This window comes from Ruegeria sp., from assembly GCF_965243365.1.
Lineage (GTDB): Bacteria > Pseudomonadota > Alphaproteobacteria > Rhodobacterales > Rhodobacteraceae > Ruegeria.
This window is the reverse complement of sequence record NZ_CBDEUW010000002.1, coordinates 961313-984144: the sequence shown is the minus strand read 5'-3', so window position 1 is coordinate 984144 and position 22832 is coordinate 961313. Positions and strand designations below refer to the sequence as shown.

General features: G+C 58.2%; 24 protein-coding genes. 12 read left to right on the top strand and 12 right to left on the bottom strand.

Going from position 1 to position 22832, the window contains the following annotated elements; genetic code table 11:
• Positions 1-3 precede the first annotated feature (3 nt).
• A complete protein-coding gene (gene rplQ / locus ACP0GE_RS08525; RefSeq protein ID WP_170334079.1) occupies positions 4-423 on the top strand; it encodes a 50S ribosomal protein L17 in 420 nt (139 codons plus the stop codon).
• A gap of 126 nt (positions 424-549) precedes the next feature.
• On the opposite strand, the gene budA is transcribed toward rplQ, so the two are convergent.
• A complete protein-coding gene (budA, locus tag ACP0GE_RS08520) occupies positions 550-1338 on the bottom strand; it encodes an acetolactate decarboxylase (RefSeq protein WP_424831547.1) in 789 nt (262 codons plus the stop codon).
• Positions 1339-1521: 183 nt separating this feature from the next.
• On the opposite strand from budA, the gene ACP0GE_RS08515 reads away from it, so the two are divergent.
• The 9 genes from ACP0GE_RS08515 to ACP0GE_RS08475 all read left to right on the top strand — a co-directional run bounded on the left by ACP0GE_RS08515 (position 1522) and on the right by ACP0GE_RS08475 (position 11515).
• Positions 1522-2880, top strand: coding sequence for a trypsin-like peptidase domain-containing protein (locus ACP0GE_RS08515; protein WP_424833827.1), 1359 nt, complete (start codon positions 1522-1524; stop codon positions 2878-2880).
• 4 nt (positions 2881-2884) lie between these two features.
• Positions 2885-4198 carry a replication-associated recombination protein A gene (locus tag ACP0GE_RS08510; RefSeq protein WP_424831546.1) on the top strand — a complete coding sequence of 438 codons (1314 nt, stop codon included), beginning with the start codon at positions 2885-2887 and terminating at the stop codon, positions 4196-4198.
• 111 nt (positions 4199-4309) lie between these two features.
• Positions 4310-5353: an RluA family pseudouridine synthase gene (locus ACP0GE_RS08505; RefSeq protein WP_424831545.1), complete on the top strand. Its 1044-nt coding sequence runs from the start codon at positions 4310-4312 to the stop codon at positions 5351-5353.
• Complete coding sequence (locus ACP0GE_RS08500; RefSeq protein ID WP_424831544.1) at positions 5350-6024, top strand: HAD-IA family hydrolase; 675 nt, start codon at positions 5350-5352, stop codon at positions 6022-6024. The genes ACP0GE_RS08505 and ACP0GE_RS08500 overlap by 4 nt, the downstream gene beginning before the upstream one ends.
• 1 nt (position 6025) lies before the next feature.
• Positions 6026-6733, top strand: a complete 708-nt coding sequence (locus tag ACP0GE_RS08495; RefSeq protein WP_424831543.1) for an ATP12 family chaperone protein — start codon at positions 6026-6028, stop codon at positions 6731-6733.
• A gap of 203 nt (positions 6734-6936) precedes the next feature.
• Positions 6937-7956 (top strand): amino acid ABC transporter substrate-binding protein, encoded by a 1020-nt coding sequence (locus ACP0GE_RS08490; protein WP_424831542.1) that lies wholly within the window; start codon positions 6937-6939, stop codon positions 7954-7956.
• Between the two features lie 129 nt (positions 7957-8085).
• Complete coding sequence (locus ACP0GE_RS08485; RefSeq protein ID WP_424831541.1) at positions 8086-9354, top strand: amino acid ABC transporter permease; 1269 nt, start codon at positions 8086-8088, stop codon at positions 9352-9354.
• 1 nt (position 9355) lies between these two features.
• Entirely contained in the window at positions 9356-10711 is a 1356-nt protein-coding gene (locus ACP0GE_RS08480; RefSeq protein ID WP_424831540.1) for an amino acid ABC transporter permease, read from the top strand.
• Positions 10712-10723: 12 nt separating this feature from the next.
• Positions 10724-11515, top strand: a complete 792-nt coding sequence (locus tag ACP0GE_RS08475; RefSeq protein WP_424831539.1) for an amino acid ABC transporter ATP-binding protein — start codon at positions 10724-10726, stop codon at positions 11513-11515.
• Between the two features lie 45 nt (positions 11516-11560).
• On the opposite strand, the gene ACP0GE_RS08470 is transcribed toward ACP0GE_RS08475, so the two are convergent.
• From ACP0GE_RS08470 to rpmH, 11 genes are all read right to left on the bottom strand, one after another.
• A complete protein-coding gene (locus ACP0GE_RS08470) occupies positions 11561-12058 on the bottom strand; it encodes a SixA phosphatase family protein (protein WP_424831538.1) in 498 nt (165 codons plus the stop codon).
• A complete protein-coding gene (locus ACP0GE_RS08465) occupies positions 12055-12741 on the bottom strand; it encodes a ferredoxin (protein ID WP_424831537.1) in 687 nt (228 codons plus the stop codon). The genes ACP0GE_RS08470 and ACP0GE_RS08465 overlap by 4 nt, the downstream gene beginning before the upstream one ends.
• Before the next feature lie 19 nt (positions 12742-12760).
• Positions 12761-13624: an acetylglutamate kinase gene (gene argB / locus ACP0GE_RS08460; protein ID WP_424831536.1), complete on the bottom strand. Its 864-nt coding sequence runs from the start codon at positions 13622-13624 to the stop codon at positions 12761-12763.
• A gap of 60 nt (positions 13625-13684) precedes the next feature.
• Positions 13685-14338 (bottom strand): ribosome biogenesis GTP-binding protein YihA/YsxC, encoded by a 654-nt coding sequence (gene yihA / locus ACP0GE_RS08455; protein WP_424831535.1) that lies wholly within the window; start codon positions 14336-14338, stop codon positions 13685-13687.
• A complete protein-coding gene (locus ACP0GE_RS08450; RefSeq protein WP_424831534.1) occupies positions 14335-15072 on the bottom strand; it encodes an MOSC domain-containing protein in 738 nt (245 codons plus the stop codon). Before ACP0GE_RS08450 ends, yihA begins: the two co-directional genes overlap by 4 nt.
• Complete coding sequence (gene yidC, locus ACP0GE_RS08445; RefSeq protein ID WP_424831533.1) at positions 15069-16898, bottom strand: membrane protein insertase YidC; 1830 nt, start codon at positions 16896-16898, stop codon at positions 15069-15071. Before yidC ends, ACP0GE_RS08450 begins: the two co-directional genes overlap by 4 nt.
• 117 nt (positions 16899-17015) lie before the next feature.
• Positions 17016-18566, bottom strand: a complete 1551-nt coding sequence (locus ACP0GE_RS08440) for a putative bifunctional diguanylate cyclase/phosphodiesterase (protein ID WP_424831532.1) — start codon at positions 18564-18566, stop codon at positions 17016-17018.
• Between the two features lie 71 nt (positions 18567-18637).
• Entirely contained in the window at positions 18638-19522 is an 885-nt protein-coding gene (gene ttcA / locus ACP0GE_RS08435) for a tRNA 2-thiocytidine(32) synthetase TtcA (protein ID WP_424831531.1), read from the bottom strand.
• Positions 19523-19560: 38 nt separating this feature from the next.
• Positions 19561-19794 (bottom strand): membrane protein insertion efficiency factor YidD, encoded by a 234-nt coding sequence (yidD, locus tag ACP0GE_RS08430; RefSeq protein ID WP_424831530.1) that lies wholly within the window; start codon positions 19792-19794, stop codon positions 19561-19563.
• The gene (gene rnpA / locus ACP0GE_RS08425; RefSeq protein ID WP_424831529.1) at positions 19791-20216 is read right to left on the bottom strand and encodes a ribonuclease P protein component; all 426 of its coding nucleotides are present in this window, start codon (positions 20214-20216) and stop codon (positions 19791-19793) included. Before rnpA ends, yidD begins: the two co-directional genes overlap by 4 nt.
• Before the next feature lie 27 nt (positions 20217-20243).
• Positions 20244-20378 carry a 50S ribosomal protein L34 gene (gene rpmH, locus ACP0GE_RS08420; protein ID WP_005980833.1) on the bottom strand — a complete coding sequence of 45 codons (135 nt, stop codon included), beginning with the start codon at positions 20376-20378 and terminating at the stop codon, positions 20244-20246.
• Positions 20379-20647: 269 nt separating this feature from the next.
• Between rpmH and ACP0GE_RS08415 the strand changes: the two genes are divergently transcribed.
• Both ACP0GE_RS08415 and ACP0GE_RS08410 read left to right on the top strand, forming a co-directional pair.
• Positions 20648-21406 carry a TVP38/TMEM64 family protein gene (locus tag ACP0GE_RS08415; protein ID WP_424831528.1) on the top strand — a complete coding sequence of 253 codons (759 nt, stop codon included), beginning with the start codon at positions 20648-20650 and terminating at the stop codon, positions 21404-21406.
• A 3-nt stretch (positions 21407-21409) separates the two neighbouring features.
• Positions 21410-22828 (top strand): dihydrolipoyl dehydrogenase family protein, encoded by a 1419-nt coding sequence (locus ACP0GE_RS08410; RefSeq protein WP_424831527.1) that lies wholly within the window; start codon positions 21410-21412, stop codon positions 22826-22828.
• Positions 22829-22832: the final 4 nt, after the last annotated feature.

The following is a 22832-nucleotide window of genomic DNA, read 5'->3' as shown; positions in this document are numbered from 1 at the left end:
AAAATGCGTCACGCACGTGGTTACCGCCGCCTGAACCGTACTCATGAGCACCGCAAGGCTTTGTTTGCGAACATGGCTGGCTCGCTCATCGAACATGAGCAAATCAAAACGACTCTGCCCAAGGCAAAGGAACTGCGCCCGATCATCGAAAAGCTGGTCACTCTGGGCAAGCGCGGCGACCTGCACGCCCGCCGTCAGGCCGCAGCACAGCTGAAAGAAGACAAAGACGTCGCAAAGCTGTTCGAAGTTCTGGGCCCCCGCTACGCCGAGCGTCAGGGCGGTTATGTCCGCATCCTGAAGGCTGGCTTCCGCTATGGCGATATGGCCCCGATGGCGATCATCGAATTCGTTGATCGTGACGTCGACGCCAAAGGCGCGGCTGACAAAGCCCGCGTTGCCGCTGAAGAGGCAGCTGAGGAATAAGCCTCACTCAAATCTGAGGCCTAACCCCCGTGCTCCAGGCGCGGGGGTTTTCTTTTTGCGTATTGTGAGTTTTCCGAAATTGGATGTCTTGTTCCATCCGGACTGGCGTTTGGGAAGGAAATTACGCTAGTTGCTCTCGGCTTTCAGAATTCCATCCGCTGACGCACCCGCCGAAAGATTGGCATCTGAGAAATCCTGGGTCTCGGGAAGCTCAAGATGCAGCGATGAGGTATGGTCGATTTCCACCTGCCCGCGGTGCAGGACGTAATCCAATACGTGGCCCCCTGTCGTGCGATCATCCGAGATGAAATGCAGGTGATATCCCGGCACACCGATACCCACTGCGTAGTCAGGGCACCGGAAGCCGAGAATTGTGCCCTTCACATCATTCAGTTCAAATTCGGCCTGTGTCTTTACCACCTCCAACAAAGGCTTGTAGGGCCGTTCCTGCCGCAAGACGTTTCGATATTTAATGTGCTTGATCAAACCGGTGAAGCGGACCGCATAGAACAGGTTTTTCGCTTCGGCCATAGCATCCAGCTCGCCCTCAAAACCTCCTTTGTTTATTGATGCGTCCAAGGACAGCGAAACCGTGGGCTCGAAGTTGATGACCGCCGCGTATGGGGTTAGCGCGCTGTCACTCGCAACCGAGGCTTTCCCATCCCCGTCGAGGCGATAGGCAATGCCATCCAGAACCACCATTTCTCCGTCCAGCGCGTTAAATGTGCCCAGACCGAAATCTCCGTGTTCCAGCAACTGCCCGATGGAAACGGTCCCGTCATAAACACCCTGCATGACCGCGCTCAGCAACGAGGTCTGGTAATATTCGTGCGCATGCTCGTCTGGCGTGAATTGCTGTTCCTGATGATGAGACGCAAGGGCCGTCGCAAAGGTCAGTTCCCGATCCTGATGCATGTAGGTTCCTCCCTCGGTGGTTGCTACATTGCACTCAGTGTATCCTAATGTGGTACCGATCGCCTTAGATAAGTGCATCGGTCAGGGTGCCAAGCCGCTTGCATTCCCGCCATCTGCCCCGCATATCCGATTGGCAGGGTTTCCGGAGGGTTTGTTATGCTGAGAATCATGTGTTCCCTTGTGATGTTGATGAGTGCAGTACCAGCGACAGCAGAAACACGTGTTCCGGAAAGCCAGTCAGAGATCAGCCTTGGATTTGCCCCGGTGGTGAAACAAGCCTCCCCCGCCGTTGTGAACATCTATGCCAAGATCGTGCGTCAGGGGCGCAGCAATCCCCTGTTTGCGGACCCGTTCTTTCGGGACTTCTTTGGAAACGGCTTTGGGAACGCACGGCCCCGGGTGCAGAACTCGTTGGGATCGGGAGTCATCCTATCAGATGATGGCTATGTCGTGTCCAACTACCATGTGGTTGGGGCTGCCACAGAGATCCGGGTCGTCACGACGGACCGCCGCGAGTTTTCTGCGACCGTGATCTTGGGGGACAAGGAAAGCGATATCGCAATTCTGCGGCTGGATGAGGCGGAGGACCTGCCGTTTCTGAAGCTGCGCGACTCGGATCATGTCGAGGTCGGTGAGCTGGCTCTTGCCATCGGCAACCCCTTCGGGGTGGGGCAGACAGTATCGTCGGGCATCATCTCGGGGCTGGCGCGAACCGGTACTGCCACAGGCAACGCGCGGGGCTACTTCATTCAGACCGATGCTCCGATCAATCCCGGCAATTCTGGTGGGGCTCTGATCGACGTGAATGGCGATCTGATCGGGATCAACACATCGATCCTGACACGGTCGGGCGGGTCGAACGGGATCGGTTTTGCCATACCGGCCAATCTGGTGGCTGAGTACCTGCACCAAGCCCGCGCCGGGAATGAGCGTTTCATCAGCCCCTGGGCGGGCATGGCCGGACAGCACATGAGCGTCGACATTGCCGAGTCGCTGGGCATGACATTGCCACAGGGTGTAGTGATTTCCGATCTGCATCCGCTCAGCCCGTTGGGAGAGGCCGGGCTGCAGGTTGGCGATGTTGTCACCCATGTCGATGGGAAAGAGGTGAACTCACCCGCTGAAATGAAGTTCCGCATGTCGATTGCTGGCGTTGGCGGGACTTCGGCTCTGACGCGGCTGCGGGGGAGCGATAAGGATGAGGTCAATGTCGCACTGATTCAGGCCCCTCAGATACCGGCAGCGGAAGAGACCAAGCTGGACGATCAAACGGTTTTGCCGGGAATGGTGGTGGCACGCGTAAACCCCGACATGATCACACGGCTGGGATTGGGGCTGTCACAGACCGGCGTGGTTGTGGTCGACCCGGGCCCGTTCGGCGCGCGTGCAGGCCTTCGATTGGGCGATGTGGTGAATGCGATCAACGGGGCCACGATCCAAAGGCCGGCGGATGTGGCCGAAGCGCTTACCGATCCTGCGCGACGGGTCCAAATCGACCTGCAGCGGGGTGGGCGGGCTGTATCGCTGCGATTCCGGTTGTGACGGGATGAGCGATCTGTTCGATACCAATGACGCAGCGCCAACCGAGGCCCCGCATCGGCCATTGGCCGACAGGTTGCGGCCCAAGGTGCTAAGCGATGTGATCGGACAGGAACAGGTTCTGGGCCCCGAGGCGCCTTTAGGGGTGATGCTGGCGGCGGGCAGCCTGTCCAGCCTGATTTTCTGGGGGCCGCCGGGTGTTGGGAAAACCACGATCGCGCGATTGCTGGCCCAGGAAACGGATCTGCATTTCGTGCAGATCAGCGCGATTTTCACCGGCGTTCCTGATCTGAAAAGGGTTTTTGAAGCCGCAAAAATCCGCCGTCAGAACGGGCAGGGGACGTTGCTGTTCGTGGATGAAATCCATCGTTTCAACAAAGCGCAGCAGGATGGGTTCCTGCCTCATATGGAGGACGGCACGATCCTTCTGGTCGGCGCAACGACCGAGAACCCGTCATTTGAGTTGAACGCTGCTGTTCTCAGCCGCGCTCAGGTCTTGATTCTGGAGCGGCTGGATCTTGGCGATCTGGAGCGTCTCACACAGCGCGCTGAGAAAGAGCTGGGCAAGGCGCTGCCTTTGACCGGCGCCGCGCGCGAGACGCTGCAGGAAATGGCGGATGGGGATGGGCGTGCGCTGCTGAACCTGATCGAACAGGTCTCGGCGTGGACGGTCGACAATCCGCTGGACCCGGAAACGCTGGCCAAGCGCCTGATGCGGCGTGCGGCAAAGTACGACAAGTCCGGGGACGAGCATTACAATCTAATCTCAGCCTTGCACAAATCGGTGCGCGGGTCCGATCCGGATGCTGCGCTGTATTGGTTTGCGCGGATGCTGGAAGGGGGGGAGGACCCCCGCTATATCGCCCGTCGCCTGACCATCATGGCGGTGGAGGATATCAGCCTGGCCGATCCGCAGGCGCAGGCGCTCGCCCTGCATGCCTGGGAAGTCTATGAACGGATTGGCAGCCCCGAAGGCGAACTGGCGTTGGCACAGGCGGTCGTTTATCTTGCGCTGGCACCGAAATCGAACGGAGCCTATGCGGGATACAAAGCCGCGCGCGAACTGGCCCGTCGGTCCGGTAGCGAACCGCCGCCGATGCATATCCTGAATGCGCCTACCGGTTTGATGAAAGAACAGGGGTTCGGCGCTGGTTACAAATACGATCACGATCAGGAAGACGGGTTTTCCGGGCAGAACTATTTCCCCGAAGGTATGGAGCGGCCCGAGCTTTACAAACCCGTCGAGCGCGGGTTTGAGCGTGAGTTGAAGAAACGTCACGACTATTTCTCAAGACTGCGGGCGCAGCGCAAAGGGGACTAGCGTCGCGCCTTGACTCTTGCGATGTGGCGCGCGACAGACGCGCATGTTTTCTGAGGCACTTGGCTACACGCACGCCATGCGGATGCACCGCATGGAAAAGGGGATATTGACATGAGCGGCGTACAGATGATCACCGTGGCAGAGGGTGATGGCGACCAGCGACTGGATCGCTGGCTGCGTCGGCTGTTTCCCCATGTCAGTCAGGGCCGCATCGAAAAGATGTGCCGCAAGGGTGAGCTGCGCGTGGACGGCGGGCGGGTCAAGGCGTCGACCCGGTTGGCGGTTGGCCAATCGGTGCGTATTCCGCCGTTGCCGGATGCTGATTACAAGCCCGCAGAGGTTCAGCGCCAAATCTCGGATGCGGATGCGAAAACGATCCAATCCTGCGTGATCTACCGCGATGATCACATTCTGGCCTTGAACAAGCCGCACGGCCTACCGGTACAGGGCGGTAGCGGGCAAAGTCGCCACGTCGACAGCCTGTCCGAGGCGTTGCGGTTTGGCTATGACGAAAACCCGCGCCTTGTGCACCGGCTGGACAAGGACACGTCGGGCGTTTTGCTGATGGCACGCACGCGCGAGGCTGCCAAAGATCTGACGGCGGCCTTCCGCCATCGCAACACCCGCAAGATATACTGGGCGCTGGTCGCAGGCGTGCCGACGCCTTATCTGGGCGAGATCAAGACAGGGCTGGTCAAGGCACCCGGTCATGGCAAGCATGGCGAAGGTGAAAAAATGATCGCTGTGCATATGAATGAGGTCGACGAGACGCCCGGTGCAAAACGGGCGCATACGCTTTACGCCACGCTTTATCGGGTTGCAGGCCGCGCCGCCTGGGTCGCGATGGAACCGGTTACCGGTCGCACCCACCAATTGCGGGCGCATATGGCGGCCATTGGTCATCCAATCATTGGCGATGGAAAATATGGCGGTTCGGGGCAGGAAAACCTGGGCGATGGCTGGGGTGCACAATTGGGTGGCATCATCAGCAAAAAGCTGCACCTGCATGCGCGGAGCCTTGCTTTTGAACATCCCGCGACGCGTAAGCCTGTCACCATTACAGCCCCGTTGCCTGCGCATATGAAAGACAGTTGGGATACGCTTGGCTGGACCGAAGATTTGGCAGCAGACGATCCGTTCGAGGAATTGCGATGAGCAAACCCTTGCGTCTGGTTCTGTTCGACGTGGATGGCACTCTGGTCGACAGTCAGGGCAGTATTGTCTCGGCCATGATCGCGTGTTTTGACGCTCTGTCCCTGCCGGTGCCGGATCGCGCGGCGATATTGTCAATTGTTGGGTTGTCATTGCCTCAGGCCATGGATCGTCTTGCACCAGATCAGTCTGCCGATACTCAGGCGCGATTGGTGGAGGGGTACAAACAGGCCTATTACGTCCAGCGGCTGGAGCAGGGAGCGGCCAGTTCCCCTCTTTACCCCGGCGCGCGAGAGGTAATCGAAACACTGCATGCAATGCCTGAAATCCTGCTTGGTGTGGCGACTGGGAAATCCCAGCGCGGATTGGATGCGCTGATCGAGGGGCACGGGCTGGAACGATATTTCGTGACCCGCCAGGTCGCGGATCATCATCCCTCCAAACCGCATCCATCGATGATCGAAACTGCTTTGAATGACACCGGCGTTGACCCGGCAAACGCGGTCATGATTGGCGATACGAGTTTTGATATGGAGATGGCCGCCGCAGCTGGTATTGCCAGTATCGGGGTCAGTTGGGGGTATCACGACCGAACAGCATTGCATCTTGCAAATCACGTGGTCGATACATTCGGACAAGTGCCGGGTGTTCTGGCCGAACTTTGGGAACAGTGAAATGAGCGACTGGAAACCGAAGCGCTTTTGGACATCAAGTGCAGTGGTTAAAGCTAAAGACGGCTATTCAATCGAGTTGGACGGGCGTCAGATCAAAACACCGGCCAAAGCAACTTTGATCCTGCCGACCCGGGCCATGGCGCAAGCGGTGGCCGATGAATGGGACGCGCAGGAGAAAGAGGTCAACCCGGCCACAATGCCGTTCACCCGTTCGGCCAATGCTGCAATTGACAAAGTGCGCCATCAGAAAGCCGAGGTCGCCGATATGTTGGCCGACTACGGGGACACGGATTTATTGTGTTACCGCGCGACCCATCCCGTGGAATTGCAGGCGCGTCAGGCCGAAGCCTGGGACCCTGCCCTGGATTGGGCGGCCGAGGCGCTGAAGGCCCGGCTGGTTCCGGTTTCAGGGGTCCTGCATCAACCTCAATCCACTGCGGCGCTGGAGACCCTGCATCGCGAGGTTCACGCGCTGGATGAGTTCCGACTCGCCGCCTTCCATGACCTTGTCAGCCTGACCGGCTCGCTGATTCTCGGTTTTGCCGCAGCACGGGATTGGCGCAATCCAGACGAGATATGGCGCATTTCGCAACTGGATGAAAATTGGCAGATCGAACAATGGGGCGAAGACGAAGAAGCCCAACAGGTGGCCACCCGAAAAAGAGCCGCCTTTTTGCATGCAAAACGGTTCTATAACCTATCGGTTTGAGCCTTATTTCCTTGATTTTTAGCGATCTTGCGCATTCAACGGCCCTCAACCCATCGAATTCACTGATCCAACCCTTGACGTTTGTTTATGAATACGCCCAAACTCGGGCCACTAAAGGGGAGACACCTTTTGGGTAACCTTTCCGGTGCGCAAGCGCCGGATTGAACCGTTCCTCAGGGATGGAAAATCAGGAAGAGGTAAAAATGAAAAAATCCGTAATCTTGGGCGTCGCAACGATCGCCGGCCTTGCTGCTGGCGCAGCTGCGGCGGGAACTGTTGATGATGTCAAGGCACGTGGCAAGCTGAACTGCGGCGTTGCAACCGGTGTTCCCGGTTTCGCAAGCCCGGACGCCAACGGCGAATGGCAAGGCTTTGACGTGGCTGTGTGCCGCGCTGTTGCTGCTGCTGTTCTGGACGATCCGACCGCTGTTGAGTTTATTCCGACCACCGGTAAAACTCGCTTTACTGCGCTGGCCTCGGGTGAGATCGACATGCTGGCCCGGAACACCACATGGACCTTCAGCCGTGACGTCGACCTGAAGTTCGAATTCGTCGGCATCAACTACTATGATGGTCAGGGCTTTATGGTTCCCAAGGCGTTGGGCGTCAGCTCGGCCAAGGAACTGGACGGCGCAACTGTCTGCATTCAGACCGGTACAACCACCGAACTGAACCTGGCGGATTTCTTCCGCATCAACAACATGAGCTACGAGCCGGTTCCGATCGAAACCAACGCCGAAGCGCAGCAGCAGTACCTGGCCGGTGCGTGTGACGTTTACACAACCGACGCGTCCGGTTTGGCGGCAACCCGTGCAACCTTCGAAAATGCCGGTGATCACGTGATCCTGCCCGAAATCATCTCGAAAGAGCCGCTGGGCCCACTGGTCCGTCACGGCGACCACGAGTGGGGTGATGTCGTCCGCTGGACTCTGAACTCTCTGATCGCAGCCGAAGAACTGGGTGTGACCTCGGCCAATATCGACGAATTGTCGAGCGGCCCGGGCGACAACCCCGAAGTGAACCGCCTGCTGGGTACCGAAGGTACTCTGGGTGAGATGCTGGGTCTGGATGCAACCTGGGCGCAGCGCGCGATCAAAGCTGGTGGTAACTATGGCGAAGTCTTTGCCAAGAACATCGGTGAGGAAACTCCGATCGGTCTGTCGCGTGGTCTGAACGCACAGTGGACCGATGGTGGCCTGCTGTATTCGCCGCCGTTCCGCTAAGAAATCAACGGAAAAGGGCGCAGGACAACCTGCGCCCTTTTTCCTTACATAAGAAACACACCCGGACAGATCTGAGCAGAGACAAACTCTGCCAATAACAACCGGGATGCACGGGGATAAACATAGGTCATGACGACTCTTACTGACCCGCCGAAGGAGCACTTCCGGCTGTCGATGCTCCTTTACGATACGCGGTACCGATCTGCGACCATTCAGGTCATAGCGATGATTGGTTTCATGCTTCTGGCAGCCTGGCTTGTTTCCAACGCAATTCAGAACCTCGAAGCGTTGGGTAAAACTGTCGAGTTTGGTTTTTTCGGCGAACCGGCCAGCTATGACATCAACCAACGACTACTGGAATACGACTCGCGCGATACTCATTTGCGCGCGGCCTTTATCGGGCTGCTGAACACGCTGGTTGTCGCGGTTTTGGGCTGTATCACCGCCACTATCGTCGGTGTCATGGTCGGTGTTCTGCGTCTGTCCAACAACTGGTTGGTTGCGCGGATCATGACTGTCTATGTCGAGATGTTCCGCAACGTACCAGTGCTGTTGTGGATCGTGTTCGCCATGGCAATTCTGATCGAGAGTTTACCTGCGCCGCGTGCGTTCAGGGGGGATAACCCCGAAGCCACGATGAGCTTGTTCGACTCGGTCGCTGTCACCAACCGCGGGGTCTATATCCCCGAATTTCTGTTCTCGCGCGGATTGGGTGATATCCATCTGTTCGGCACAACAAGCCTGCGTTTCGATGTGTCGCTGGACCTGATCGCGTTCCTGATCGTGTTTGGCGGCAGCATCTTCGCCATGCGCAAGGTTTCTGCCTGGGCCAACGCGATGCAGGAAAAGACCGGTGATCGTCCGACCATCTGGCATTTCCAGCTGGGTCTTTTCTTCGTGCCGTCGGCCATCCTGTTGACCGCTTTGGGTTTCCATCTGGGTTTCCCCGAGTTGAAAGGCTTTAACTTCACTGGCGGTACTCATCTGCGGAATTCGCTGATTGCCCTTTGGCTGGCCTTGTCGCTGTATACGGCGGCCTTCATTGCCGAGATCGTGCGCGCGGGTATCCTGGCCATTTCGAAAGGTCAGACCGAGGCTGCATCTGCGCTGGGCTTGCGTCCGGGCCGGACAATGCGCCTTGTGATCCTGCCGCAGGCACTTCGGGTGATCATCCCGCCGATGATCTCGAACTATCTGAACCTGACCAAGAACTCATCTCTGGCGATCGCGGTCGGATATATGGACATCACGGGTACCTTGGGCGGCATCACCATGAACCAGACCGGTCGTGAGCTGGAATGCGTTCTGCTGCTGATGCTGATCTACCTGTCCATCTCGCTGAGCATTTCGGCGGTGATGAACTGGTACAACAACCGTGTCAAACTGGTGGAGCGGTAATATGAGTGATGTTTCATTTGTCCGCACGGAAATGCTGCCGGAACAGACACCGCCTGCATCCGAAGTGGGAGTTCTGGGCTGGATCAGGCACAACCTGTTCTCAAGCTGGCTGAACGCGATCCTGACGATCATCTCGCTGGTCTTCATCTATTATGTTCTGTCGAACATTCTGGCCTGGACGTTCCAATCCGTTTGGAACGCCAATTCCCTGTCGGAATGCCGAGAGATCATGATGGCAACATGGGGTGACACCCATGGTCATGCGTGCTGGGGCGTTATCAAGGATCGTTGGTTGCAACTGCTGTATGGTTTCTATCCACCGTACCCCGCGGAACCGACTGCAACGTGGTCGAACCCGCCCGAAACCGGAATATGGCCCGCCTATTTCCGGCCCAATCTAACCTTCATCCTGTTGCTGGTTGCGATTGCGCCGGTGTTGTTTACCAACGTACCGCGTAAACTGCTGATCGTCACGGCGGCCTACCCGTTCCTGCTGCCTTGGCTGATGTGGGGCGGGTCGATCTGGGGGCCGCTTATGGTCGCCGCCGGATTTGCAATCGGGTATTTCGCATACAAGCTTGCACACCCGATTGCGGGCTCACTGACGGCTATTATCGTTGCGATAGTGTTGCCGCTGCTGTGGTGGCTGTTTGCATCCGGATCTGTCGCCGATGCGATCAATTCGGTCATCCCGATTGGCATCGCCTCTGTAGAAAGCCGCGACTTTGGTGGCTTTATGCTGGCGATCCTGCTGGGGGTTGTGGCCATTGGTGTCTCGCTGCCGATTGGCATCGTTCTGGCGCTGGGCCGTCAGTCCGACCTGCTGATCGTCAAATACCTGTGTGTGGGCTTTATCGAGTTCATTCGCGGTGTGCCGCTGATCACCCTGTTGTTCGTGGCATCCCTGCTGCTGAACATCTTCATGCCACCGGGCACCAATTTTGACATCATCCTGCGGGTGATGATCATGATGACCCTGTTCTCGGCTGCCTATATGGCCGAGGTGATCCGGGGTGGTCTGGCAGCGCTGCCGCGAGGTCAGTATGAAGGGGCCGACAGTCTGGGCCTGAACTACTGGCAGGCGCAGCGGCTGATCATCATGCCACAGGCGCTGAAAATCTCAATCCCGGGCATCGTGAGCACATTCATCGGTATCTTCAAGGATACGACGCTGGTTTCGATCATCGGTCTGTTCGACGTGATCGGCCTCACCAACGCGATCCGCGCCGATACCGCCTGGAATGGCGTCTACTGGGAACTGTTCGCCTTTATCGGCGCTCTGTTCTTCGTCGTCTGCTTCTCCATGTCCCGTTATTCCATGTATCTGGAGCGCAAGCTTCAGACTGGCCATCGTTAAGGAGTTCAACACATGTCTGAACTTGCAATTGAACGCGAAATCGACCGCTCGAAGATGCAGGTGAGCGACGAGGTCGCCATCGAAATCACCAACATGAACAAGTGGTACGGATCGTTCCATGTGCTGCGCGACATCAATCTGACCGTCAATCAGGGCGAGCGGATCGTGATCGCGGGGCCGTCAGGGTCGGGTAAATCCACCCTGATCCGCTGCCTGAACGCGCTGGAAGAACACCAGCAGGGCACGATCATGGTGGATGGGATTGAGTTGTCGAATGACCTCAAGAACATCGACAAGATCCGGTCCGAGGTTGGCATGGTGTTCCAGCACTTCAACTTGTTCCCGCATCTGACCATTCTGGAAAACTGCACGCTGGCCCCGATCTGGGTGCGCAAGACGCCCAAGAAGGAGGCCGAAGAACGTGCGATGCACTTCCTGGAGAAGGTGAAGATCCCCGAGCAGGCCGATAAGTATCCTGGCCAGCTTTCGGGGGGGCAGCAGCAGCGTGTGGCGATTGCCCGCTCGCTGTGCATGATGCCGCGGATCATGTTGTTCGATGAACCGACATCGGCCCTTGACCCTGAGATGATCAAAGAGGTGCTCGACACCATGATCGAACTGGCCGAGGAAGGTATGACCATGTTGTGCGTGACGCATGAGATGGGATTTGCCCGTCAGGTTGCCAACCGCGTGATCTTTATGGATGCCGGCCAGATTGTGGAACAGAACGAACCGGAAGAGTTCTTCAACAACCCGCAAAGCGAGCGGACCAAGCTGTTCCTAAGCCAGATTCTGGGGCACTGATCCAGTCGGAGAAACGTGGAAAGGCGGGGTTTGCCCCGCCTTTTTCTATTCCAGCAACTCGCGGGGGATGGCAAAGCCCTGAACGTGGCCGCTGTGCCAGACCATCTTTGTCCAGTCTCGAGTGTTGAACTGAATGACCGTCGTGGCGCAGGACGGATAATCGTGAAACCTGGCGTGATCTGGCGCCTTTCGCACGATTTGGCGGGCGAAGACGGCGATACCGGGGTTGTGCCCCAGCATCAGGACCGTCTCTCCTGTGGCGGTGGACAGAACAGCCAGCATTTCGTCAGAGCTTGCGTGATACAGGTCCTGAGTGAAGCTGATCGTTGCAGCCTGTAACCCCATCCTGTCCCAGGTTTCGCGTGTACGGGTTGAGGTAGAGCTTATCACCTCATCCGGTAGCCAGCCGTTTTCCTTTAGCCAATGTCCTATTGCCGGGGCCGACTTACGTCCCCGCTTGTTCAGGGGGCGGTCATGGTCGCTCAGCAACGGATCATCCCAGCTGGATTTTGCGTGACGGGTCAGGATCAGGGTGCGGGTCATGAAGGATGAAAAGCTTTCATATGATGGGCGGACTGCTCCGGGTCACGGCCAGCGCCCTCGCTTACGGGGCAGGCCAGCCGAGCCAGGCAGCCACCTGACATACAGGTTTGTCCTGCGGAGGTGGACAGATGGCTGTGGCAGGCGTCGACGTCATAGAAAATATTCGTGTTCAACGCTCCTACCGGACAGGCCTGCGCGCAGGGGGCCGGGCAGTTATCACAAGGCGACCCGGCAGTCGTCGTCGGAATGGCGAATTCCTTGGCGAAATGTAACGCACCGCGGAACGAAATCATCATGCCGACCGTATCATGCACCAGCGCGCCGACCGGGCTGCTGAACGTGCGGCCGGATTTCAAAGCCCAGTCTATGAAGGGCGCATAGGGCGGGCCGCCAAATGGGAAATACACCTCAGCCCCCAGTTCTCGAGCCATTTGCCCGATCACGCGGGTCGACCAGCGATCCACCGGATCAGGCCCATGCCATTCCGGTGCGGCTTTCAAGGTTGGCCAAAAGGCCGAGCCCGCTCCCAAAAGGACCAGGGTTCCACCGTCAAGTCCCTTGGCACCGCTGATCCGAGGATGGGTCGCGCCCATGACGATCAGCCCCTTCTGATGGGCAACGCGCCCCACCCAGCCATAGCTGATTGCAGCTATATATGCAGAGGGTGGGGGATATCCGGTCATTTCACCTCGGCGCGGTGTGTCAATCAGGGCGGATCAACGATCCGGCACCGTGCTCGGTAAACAGCTCTAAAAGCACGGCATTGGGCGCGCGTCCGTCCAGAATAACAACGGCGCGGACCCCGCTGTGCAGTGCATCCAACGCTGTTTCGGTTTTGGGGATCATGCCGCCCGCGATGGTGCCGTCCATCGTCATTTCGCGGATCTGACCGGCCTTCAGCTCGGTCACAACCTCACCGCCCGCATTCTTGACGCCCGAGACATCCGTCAGCAGCAACAGGCGATCGGCTTTCAGAGCCGAGGCAATCGCCCCCGCCGCGGTATCCCCGTTGATGTTGAAGGTCTCGCCATTCTTACCCGCACCCAACGGCGCAATCACCGGGATAACATCATGCGAGAACAGGTTGTGCAGGATAGCCGGGTCCATTTCGGACGGAGAACCGACAAAACCCAAAGATGGATCGGCCTGATCGCATACAATCAGGTTGGCGTCCTTGCCGGACAAACCCACAGCGGTCCCGCCCTGACCATTGATCGCCTGCACGATGCGTTTGTTCACGAGGCCGGACAGAACCATTTCAACCACTTCGACGGTGGCTTTGTCGGTCACACGCTTGCCGCCCACAAACTCGGACTGGATGTCCAGTTGATCCAGCATCGCGTTGATCATGGGGCCACCGCCATGCACGATCACTGGGTTCACACCGACCTGGCGCATCAGAACAACATCGCGGGCAAAGCTTTCCATCGCTTCGTCGCTGCCCATGGCATGGCCGCCCAGCTTGATGACGACAATGGCGCCATCATAGCGCTGCAGATACGGCAAGGCGCTGTTCAAGGTGGCTGCGGTGGCGATCCAGTCCCGGTTCATATCTCGTGTCTTCATGGCTGCTGTCCCTCTGGCGTCCCGTGTTAGGGCCTTTGGACGGTGCTGCCAAGTGCGAAGCTACTCAAGATGCGCGATGATCGAGCGCAGAGTGGGGATGCCATCCCCTTTTTCGGATGATGTCAGTACGATTTCCGGAAAAGCCGCCGGGTGCTTGGATAACGCGGCGCGTACCTGGTCCAGAACCTTTTCACGGTCCTTGGCCTTGACCTTGTCTGCCTTGGTCATCACGCATTGAAAAGTGACGGCGCTGGTGTCCAGCAGCTTCATGATCTCGTCATCCACGGGTTTCACCCCATGGCGCGAGTCAATCAGAACAAAGGCGCGGCGCAGGGTCTGTCGACCGCTCAGGTATTGTTTCAGCAGCCGCTGCCACTTTTCCACCACCTTCACCGGCGCATTGGCATAGCCATAGCCGGGCAGGTCGACGAGGTATAGCTCGGGCCCCTGGGTGAAAAAGTTGATCTCTTGCGTACGACCCGGAGTATTTGAGGCCCGCGCCAGCCCCTTGGTGCCGGTCAGTGCATTGATCAGGCTGGATTTTCCAACGTTGGAGCGACCAGCGAAACAGACCTCCAACCGGTCGGGGGCGGGCAGGCCATTCATGGCGACCACGCCCTTCACGAACTCTGAGGGTCCGGCGAACAACTTGCGACCACGTTCCAAAGCAAATTCATCCGGGTCGTCGGCCAGTGGAAACGGCAGGGCAGTCATAGCACCCGTACCTCATCGTCGAGGCGGATTTCGCCTCCCCGAATGACCTCGGCATAAACGCCGAAATCCTGATGATCCCAACTGTTTAACGCCCCAAGGGTATCTGCGTCGCGTTCACCCGTTTCGGGATTGGCCGTGGTCGCCAGGCATCGCGTGATGCGCTCGCGGACATGCAGCACCGCTTCGCCGATCTGAATGTCGCGGCCCAGCCAGTCGAACTCTTCCCATAGCGGCAGACCTTCGAACCAGATGTTGCCACGCCACCGCACGGGCGACAGGCTTTTACCCAGCTGCTGTTCAACCGCCCGGTGCGAGGCCATGTTGCACAGGCTGATCGAGGGGTAATCGCTATCGGTCATGCCTCGGCCCGGAACCCGGACAATCCGCGCCGAGGCCGCACGATCCTCTGGCATCAGGGGTTGGACCCAATCCAGAAACACGTCCTGCTGCGTGTCAGGTTCAAAGCTCAGGTCCGGGCGATCCGGATGACTCAGCTTCACCTGATTGCCGTCCAATTCCGCTGCAATTGCCATCAGCTTAGGGGCCTTCGCGCCACGGCTGAAATTGGCACAGGGCGCCCACTCGGTGCCGTCGATTTTCGAGGCCTCATGTGCAATCGCCCAAACGCGATCCCCGGGCATGGTCTGCCCGGGGTTCACTGTCACTTGGTCCAGGGCCTCACGCCCGTGGCTTTTGATCGGGTGCCGCCAAAGGGCCGAGACTGTCCCGCTCATTTGTCGCCCGTCTTGGGTGTTCGTTTGAAGCCGGATTTGATGTTACCGAACACATCCGGCTTATACCCCTGGCTTCGCATGATCAGATATTGCTGGGTAAACGTGATCGTGTTGTTCGCGATCCAGTAGACCACCAGACCACTGGCAAACCCGCCCAGCATGAACATGAAGACCCAAGGCATCCAGGCAAAGATCATCGCCTGCGTTGGATCGGTTGGTGCCGGGTTCAGTTTCTGCTGCAACCACATCGAGATACCCAGCAAAAGCGGCAGGATGCCGATGAAAATCAACGCCATCAGCGTATCTGGCTGCGGCCCGGCCCAGGGCAACCATCCAAAGAAGTTGAGGATCGAGGTCGGGTCCGGTGCGCTGAGGTCCCGGAACGGGCCGAACCACGGTGCCTGACGCAGTTCGATGGTGACAAAGATCACCTTGTACAGCGAGAAGAAGATCGGAATCTGCATCAGGATTGGCAAGCAGCCCGCAGCGGGGTTTACCTTTTCTTTCTTGTACAGCTCCATCATGCCTTGCTGCATCTTCTGACGGTCATCGCCCGCGGCTTCTTTCAGGGCCTCCATCTGCGGCTGGAGTTCCTTCATCTTGGCCATCGAGACGTAGGATTTGAAGGCCAGCGGGAACAGGATCGCCTTGATGATCAGCGTCAGGCCGATGATCGACCAGCCCATGTTGCCGATCAGTGCGTTGATGTTGTGCAGTAGCCAGAAGATCGGCTTGGTCAGGAAGTAGAACCAGCCCCAATCGATGCTGTCGACGAATTTCTGAACACCTTCGGCCTGATACTCACGAATGGTTTCCCATTCCTTGGCACCGGCAAACAACTGGGTCGTGACCTCTTCGGTGGCACCCGGTGCCACTGTCAGCGTCGGTAGAACTGTTTCTGTCTGGTAGATTTTACGGCGCGCATCGTACTTGGCAGCCGCCTTGAAAGTAGCGCCTTCGGCCGGGATCAAAGTGGTCATCCAGTAGTGATCGGTGAAGCCAACCCATCCGCCTTCCTTGACCTGAAAGACCTCGGCCTGCGCGCGTTCGTTGGGGTCGATGTCGAAGTCGCGGACATCGCCATAGTCGATTTCGTCCAGTACGCCATCGGCCATGACCATGACGCCTTCGTGCAGGATGAAAAAGTTCTTCAGGCCCGGCAGGTCACCATCTTCGCCGATGCCGTGGCGGGCCAGAATGCCATAAGGCGCCATGCCAACCTCGGCATCGGTTGCGTTTTCTACCGATTGCGTGACCGAGAACATGTAATTCTCGTCAACCGAGATCGTACGGCGGAAGGTCAGACCGTTCCCATTGTCCCAACGCAGGGTGACGGGACTGTCCACGCCCAAAGCCTCACCTTGGTCAAGTGTCCACAGCGTGTTCGGGCCGGGCACATCCGAACCTGACAAACCTGCACCAGGTGCCCAGCCATAAAGAGCGTAGTAGGCGGACTCGGACCCGACGGGCGAAAGCAATTCGACGATCGGGGCGCCTTCTTCGATCGAAACCTTGTAGTCTTTGAGGAACAGCTCATCAATGCGGCCGCCGGACAGCGACAGGCTGCCTTTCAGACGTGGGGTGTCGATTTCGACCCGTGGCGCTTGTTCATCTGGCAGAGTCTCTTCGGCCGCTGCGGTCGCTTCGTCTACCGTGCCAGAGCTGGCGGCGCTTGGCGTCTGAACCTTGTTGCTGTCCGTGGCGCTGATTTCGGCCTGATCCGGTGTCACTGCGGGTTCAGGTGGCGGGAAGAGCACAAACCAAACCAGGATCACCAGAAAGCTGAGCACGGTTGCGAGGATGAGATTCTTATTCTGTTCGTCCATCTGGGACAGCCACCTTGAGCAGTGAAACACACCCGGTGGGTTCAACAGAGTGCAGCCCCAAAGGTCAAGCAGAATCGCCCGTCAAACTGCATCGACGCGGCGATCGGCGCAGGGAATTTATGATTTCCGCCCCATTTGCCGCTTGATTTCGGGAAGACCCTTTGTTCTGGTCCGGTGGGTCGCGATCCAGTCCAGAGTTTTTTCGAAAGGCATGGGGCGTCCGATCCCAAACCCTTGCACGTGATTGCTGCCGAGCTGGGCCATCAAAGCGTGCTCTCCCGGAGTTTCGACACCTTCAGCCAGAGTTTCGAGGTTCAGTCGCTCGGCCATGGTCAGAATGGCGCTGACAAGCTGTTGCTGGCTGGGGTCCTGGTCCGCCTTGGTGACAAATGTGCGGTCGATTTTGATGCGGGACACGTCAAAGCGTTTGATTGAGGCAATCGAAGCATGGCCGGTGCCAAAATCATCCAGATCGATACAGCACCCCATCGCGGCCATGCCCGTCACATTCCGGGTGATGACGTCATCAGGACGGCGCGAGAAAACAGTTTCAAGGATTTCGACGGCCAGGCGATCAGGGGGCAGGTCGAATTGGTCCAGTTCCCATTTCAGGCGGTCGATCAGACTTGGATCACGCAGTTCTTCCGAAGAAAAGTTGATTCCGACCCGGGGAACGAAAACACCAGCGCGATCCCAGGCGTTCATCGCCTCGAATACGTGATGGCGCATCACCTGGCCCAGGCGCTGCAACAACTCGGCTTGTTCGGCGAACGGAAGAAAGACCTGCGGCCCCATGATACCCTTGGCTGGATGTTCCCAACGGGCCAGCGCCTCAAACCCGGTGATTTCCCCCGTATCGGTCGATATCTGAGGCTGAAACCACGGGCGAATCTGACCATTGTCCAACGCAGTTTCGAATTCCTTGCGCAGATTGGCACGCACCAGCGCCCGGCGACGGGTTTCCGACGAATAGGCCCGAATAGTGGAGGGACCATGCCGCTGCGCCTCGGTCAGGGCGGCAATCGAGGCGTCCGTCCAATCTTTAACATCGGTGCATTGAACGCTGGATTGCAGGCAGAACCCAATAGAGCAGGACACATAGACACCGGCGCCATTCACCAGAACCGGTTCTTCAATCGCAGCCTGAATTCTACCGGACATCTGAATGCACGCCTCAAGATCCAGCTGTTTTGACGGGCGCAAACCGACCAGAAACCGATCTGAACTGAGCCGAGTAAGTATGTCGTGGCTGCGGATCACGGACAAGATGCGGTCACTGAACTGCAGGGCGACGTGGTCGGCGGCAGCCTGGCCGTGAATGTCGAGCAACCCGGTGTGGTCATCCAGTGCAATTGCCAAACAGGCCGCGTTTTCGCCACTGGATTGCGAGGTTTTCTGAATACATTTCATCTGTTCCTGGAAAGTGTCCCGCGGTATGGCACCGCTTGCCCGCCCACCCGCATCAGCGATGGTATGCGTATGGCTACCAAGGACTCCGGCGATGGCGAAGAGCAGCGGTAAACCAAGCGCCGCGCTGATCAGCGCTGTTTCGCCGCCAAGCCAGAACGCAGACAGACAGACTGCCGGGACAAATGCCAAGGCTTGCGGGCTGTCCACTACGACATGCAGAATTTCGCGAAAACGTTCAGCGGGCGATGGTTTGGGCATATTGGTCTACGGCCTTCGGCTTGTGCATGGATCGCACAAGCCAACCGTAGGAAACCAATCTGAGTCAGTCGTTAACGCAGCTGAGGAATTTCGCCTGAATTTTCGTCTTTTTGTATCGGATCAAGCGAAAGGTTCGCAAAATCAAACAGTTTCGGGTCCAGAAGATGCGAAGGGCGCGCATTGGTCAGCGCCCGGAACATCACCTGCCGGCGTCCCGGCGCGTTCTTTTCCCACTGATCGAGGATCTGCTTCACCTGTTGGCGCTGCAGCCCGTCCTGACTTCCACACAGATCGCAAGGGATGATGGGATAATCCATGGCTTTTGCGAACTTTTCACAATCGGCCTCGGCGACATGGGCCAGCGGGCGATAAACGAACAAATCGCCCTCCTCATTGACCAGTTTGGGCGGCATGGTTGCCAGCCGTCCACCGTGGAACAGGTTCATGAAGAAGGTTTCCAAGATATCATCTCGGTGATGGCCCAGAACAACAGCGGAACAGCCTTCCTCGCGCGCGATACGATACAGGTTGCCCCGACGCAGGCGCGAGCATAGCGCGCAATAGGTGCGGCCTTGCGGGACCTTGTCCATCACCACGGAATAGGTGTCCTGATACTCAATCCGATGGGGTACCCCCATGCGGCCCAGGAACTCGGGCAGGATGGTCGCAGGGAAGCCCGGCTGCCCCTGATCCAGATTGCAAGCCAGCAGGTCGACAGGCAGCAACCCGCGCCATTTCAGCTCATAGAGCACCGCCAGAAGCGTATAGCTGTCCTTGCCGCCTGACAGACAGACCAGCCAGCGAGGCGTTGTTCCTTCGGCGGTGCGGTCCACCATCCCATACTGTTCAATTGCCTCACGCGTTTGGCGCACGATGCGTTTGCGCAGTTTCTTGAACTCGGTGGTCGAGGGCGCGCCAGCGAAAAGCGGGTGGATATCGTCGGCTTCATCAAACATGGGCGGGGCCTATCGCAGATGGGTGAACCGGGCAAGGGTCAGGGTTTTTCGTCATCGGGTACGGGGTCGTAACCATCGCCACCCCAGGGATGGCAGCGTCCAATGCGGCGCGCGGCCAGCCACGCGCCTTTGATCGCCCCATGTTTTTCCAAAGCGTCCAGCGCGTATGCTGAACATGTTGGTTGATAGCGGCAATTGAATCCGACCCAAGGACTGAAAATCAACCGATAGGCCCGCACGGGCAGAGCGAAGGCTTTAGCCAGAAAGGTCATTTACGCCCACCATGCAGCTTGCGCAGGGCATAGCGTAAGTCATCTTTGAGTGCCGCAAATGGACGTGCGGCAGTCACGTCGGCGCGGCCAATCAGGACGTAGTCCCAGCCTTCCTGACCGTTTGCAGGCAAAATAGCCAGCGCAACCTCGCGTAAGCGGCGTTTGGCACGGTTGCGGGCTACTGCGTTGCCGACTTTTTTCGAGCAGGTGAACCCAACACGAATGCCAGCGGCTTCGTCAGGCGCACGTCTGCGGCCCTGCACCATCATCGACGAGGTACCTTGCCTGCGCGCGCGTGCAGTTTTCAGGAAGTCAGAGCGGTTTTTGAGGACGGTCAAAGCAACAGGCACACAAACGGACGCCGCCGGGGGCTTGACCCTCGGCTGGTTACTACCATCCTCAGGGGCCTCCGGCGGCGTCATGTTCATAACCTGAAAGGTCGAGCGGTCTTACGCGCTCAGCGACTTGCGGCCACGTGCGCGGCGCGCGTTCAGGATTTTGCGGCCGGCTTTGGTGGCCATGCGCGCGCGGAAACCGTGGCGGCGTTTGCGAACCAGGTTCGAAGGCTGATAGGTGCGTTTCATCGCTCCGTCTCCAATCTTTGGCGGTCGGGTGCGGCGCGGATTCGCCTGCCCGTGGTGTTCGAAGCCCGTCCTCTACTGGCTCGTGCTGGCTAAGTCAAACCCTCTGATCCCGGTTTTCGTCCCTTTTGCAATATTTTTGTAACCTGAACTGCCAAAAGATTTCAAAAACCGTGTTTGGACCGGAAAACACTCACATTCTTCGCCACAATTATCAAGGCCGCGTGAAGCCCCTGTTGCCAGGTCTCGGCTAAGCGCATGTTGGGGGCGGAATGATTGAAAAAGAACCGGAAACTCAGATGAGCGATACGTCTCAGATGCCGCGCAGCGGGTTGGCACGTCATATTCCTTTGCTTGTGATTCTGGCCGTTGCGGCGGTCGGTTTTTTCACGCTGGGCGATTACCTGACCTTTGAGACCCTGCGCGACAACCGCGAGGCCTTGCTGACCTGGCGCGACGGCAACTACTGGGCCATGGCGGCGGCCTTCGTCGCCATCTACATAGTGATTGTGGCCTTTTCGCTGCCTGGAGCCGCTGTTGCCTCGATGACCGGAGGATTCCTGTTTGGCCTGTTTGCCGGAACCGTGTTCAACGTAATCGCGGCCACTATCGGCGCATCGGCCATCTTTCTGGCGGCGCGCTGGGGGCTGGGAGAGGCGCTGACATCCAGGTTGGAATCGTCGGAAGGGACCGTCAAAAAACTGAAGGACGGTCTGCGCGAGAATGAAATCTCGGTTCTGTTCCTTCTGCGGCTTGTGCCTGTCGTCCCGTTTTTCGTCGCCAATCTTGTTCCTGCGCTGGTCGGTGTGAAGTTTCGCAACTTCCTGATCACGACGGCGCTGGGTATTATCCCCGGCGGTATTGTCTACACTTGGATTGGCGTGGGTCTGGGCGGCGTGTTTGACCGGGGCGAGACGCCGGACGTGTCTCTGCTATGGGAGCCTTTCGTAATAGGCCCCATCATCGGCTTGTGCGTGCTGGCCGCTTTGCCGATAGTCATCAAATCCGTGCGGGGCCAGAAAGGCGCGTAAATCATGCAAGATCTGAAAACCGATATCCTGGTGATCGGAGCCGGGTCAGGTGGCCTGTCCGTCGCCGCAGGGGCCAGCCAGATGGGCGCAGATGTTGTCCTGCTGGAGGGGCACAAAATGGGCGGTGATTGTCTGAACTACGGCTGCGTTCCGTCCAAGGCTCTGATTGCAAGCGGCAAAGCAGCCTATGGGCAATCCCACGCTTCGGCCTTTGGCGTGGCGGATATGCGGGCGCAGGTGGACTACGCTGCGGCGAAGGATCATGTTCATGACGTGATCGCGCAGATCGAGCCGATGGACAGTCAGGAGCGGTTCGAAGGCTTTGGCGTCAATGTCATCCGGGAATACGGGTCTTTTGTGTCTCGAACACAGGTTCAGGCGGGTGACACTCTGATCACGGCGCGTCGGATCGTGGTGGTCACCGGGTCCTCGCCTTTGGTGCCGCCGTTGCCGGGTCTGGATCAGGTGCCATACTACACCAATGAGACAATCTTTGAGCTGCGCGACAAACCTGAACATTTGCTGATCATCGGCGGTGGGCCGATCGGGATGGAGATGGCGCAGGCTCATGCGCGGCTGGGCTGCAAGGTGACCGTGATCGAAGGCATGAAGGCGCTGGGCAAGGACGACCCCGAGGCGGCAGCTATCGTGCTGAAGACATTGCAGGCCGAGGGTATCAACATCCATGAAAACGCGATGGTCGCCCAGATACGGGGGCAGGCGGGCGCCATCGACGTGGTAACGGACAATGGTGACATATACTCAGGCACCCATTTGCTGCTGGCCGTCGGGCGTAAAGCCAATATTGACCGGCTGAACCTCGACGCGGCTGGAGTTGAAAAAACACGCACTGGAATCAAGACCGACGAGAGCCTGCGCACCACCAATCGCCGCGTATATGCGATTGGCGATGTGGCGGGCGGGCTGCAATTCACGCATGTCGCCGGGTACCAAGCAGGTATCATTATCCGCTCGGCTCTGTTTGGTTTGCCGTCCAGGGCCAAGACGGCCCATATCCCTTGGGCGACCTATACAGACCCGGAATTGGCGCAAGTCGGCCTGACCGAGGCGCAGGCGCGTGCGCATCACGGGGATAAGGTTGAGATCGCGCGCTTCGACTACCACCATAACGACCGCGCCATATCCGAGCGGAAAACGAAAGGCTTTATCAAGGTCATGGTCGTAAAGGGCAGGCCTATCGGCGCTACAATCGTGGGGCACCAGGCCGGTGAATTGATCAACTTGTGGTCGCTTGCGTTGGCCAATAACCTAAAAATGGCTCAGATCGCTGCGATGGTTTCCCCATATCCGACGATTGGAGAGCTTAACAAACGTGTGGCGGGGGCCTATTTCTCGCCAAGGCTGTTTGAGAATCAGACGGTTAAACGAGTGGTCAGGTTCGTCCAGCGCTGGATCCCCTGACCGG

Coding starts and splice junctions, on each gene's coding strand:
- rplQ (WP_170334079.1), top strand. CDS start 4: ATGCGTCACGCACGTGGTTACCGCCGCCTGAACCGTACTCATGAGCAC.
- budA (WP_424831547.1), bottom strand. CDS start 1,338: ATGCATCAGGATCGGGAACTGACCTTTGCGACGGCCCTTGCGTCTCAT.
- ACP0GE_RS08515 (WP_424833827.1), top strand. CDS start 1,522: ATGTTGATGAGTGCAGTACCAGCGACAGCAGAAACACGTGTTCCGGAA.
- ACP0GE_RS08510 (WP_424831546.1), top strand. CDS start 2,885: ATGAGCGATCTGTTCGATACCAATGACGCAGCGCCAACCGAGGCCCCG.
- ACP0GE_RS08505 (WP_424831545.1), top strand. CDS start 4,310: ATGAGCGGCGTACAGATGATCACCGTGGCAGAGGGTGATGGCGACCAG.
- ACP0GE_RS08500 (WP_424831544.1), top strand. CDS start 5,350: ATGAGCAAACCCTTGCGTCTGGTTCTGTTCGACGTGGATGGCACTCTG.
- ACP0GE_RS08495 (WP_424831543.1), top strand. CDS start 6,026: ATGAGCGACTGGAAACCGAAGCGCTTTTGGACATCAAGTGCAGTGGTT.
- ACP0GE_RS08490 (WP_424831542.1), top strand. CDS start 6,937: ATGAAAAAATCCGTAATCTTGGGCGTCGCAACGATCGCCGGCCTTGCT.
- ACP0GE_RS08485 (WP_424831541.1), top strand. CDS start 8,086: ATGACGACTCTTACTGACCCGCCGAAGGAGCACTTCCGGCTGTCGATG.
- ACP0GE_RS08480 (WP_424831540.1), top strand. CDS start 9,356: ATGAGTGATGTTTCATTTGTCCGCACGGAAATGCTGCCGGAACAGACA.
- ACP0GE_RS08475 (WP_424831539.1), top strand. CDS start 10,724: ATGTCTGAACTTGCAATTGAACGCGAAATCGACCGCTCGAAGATGCAG.
- ACP0GE_RS08470 (WP_424831538.1), bottom strand. CDS start 12,058: ATGACCCGCACCCTGATCCTGACCCGTCACGCAAAATCCAGCTGGGAT.
- ACP0GE_RS08465 (WP_424831537.1), bottom strand. CDS start 12,741: ATGACCGGATATCCCCCACCCTCTGCATATATAGCTGCAATCAGCTAT.
- argB (WP_424831536.1), bottom strand. CDS start 13,624: ATGAAGACACGAGATATGAACCGGGACTGGATCGCCACCGCAGCCACC.
- yihA (WP_424831535.1), bottom strand. CDS start 14,338: ATGACTGCCCTGCCGTTTCCACTGGCCGACGACCCGGATGAATTTGCT.
- ACP0GE_RS08450 (WP_424831534.1), bottom strand. CDS start 15,072: ATGAGCGGGACAGTCTCGGCCCTTTGGCGGCACCCGATCAAAAGCCAC.
- yidC (WP_424831533.1), bottom strand. CDS start 16,898: ATGGACGAACAGAATAAGAATCTCATCCTCGCAACCGTGCTCAGCTTT.
- ACP0GE_RS08440 (WP_424831532.1), bottom strand. CDS start 18,566: ATGCCCAAACCATCGCCCGCTGAACGTTTTCGCGAAATTCTGCATGTC.
- ttcA (WP_424831531.1), bottom strand. CDS start 19,522: ATGTTTGATGAAGCCGACGATATCCACCCGCTTTTCGCTGGCGCGCCC.
- yidD (WP_424831530.1), bottom strand. CDS start 19,794: ATGACCTTTCTGGCTAAAGCCTTCGCTCTGCCCGTGCGGGCCTATCGG.
- rnpA (WP_424831529.1), bottom strand. CDS start 20,216: ATGACGCCGCCGGAGGCCCCTGAGGATGGTAGTAACCAGCCGAGGGTC.
- rpmH (WP_005980833.1), bottom strand. CDS start 20,378: ATGAAACGCACCTATCAGCCTTCGAACCTGGTTCGCAAACGCCGCCAC.
- ACP0GE_RS08415 (WP_424831528.1), top strand. CDS start 20,648: ATGATTGAAAAAGAACCGGAAACTCAGATGAGCGATACGTCTCAGATG.
- ACP0GE_RS08410 (WP_424831527.1), top strand. CDS start 21,410: ATGCAAGATCTGAAAACCGATATCCTGGTGATCGGAGCCGGGTCAGGT.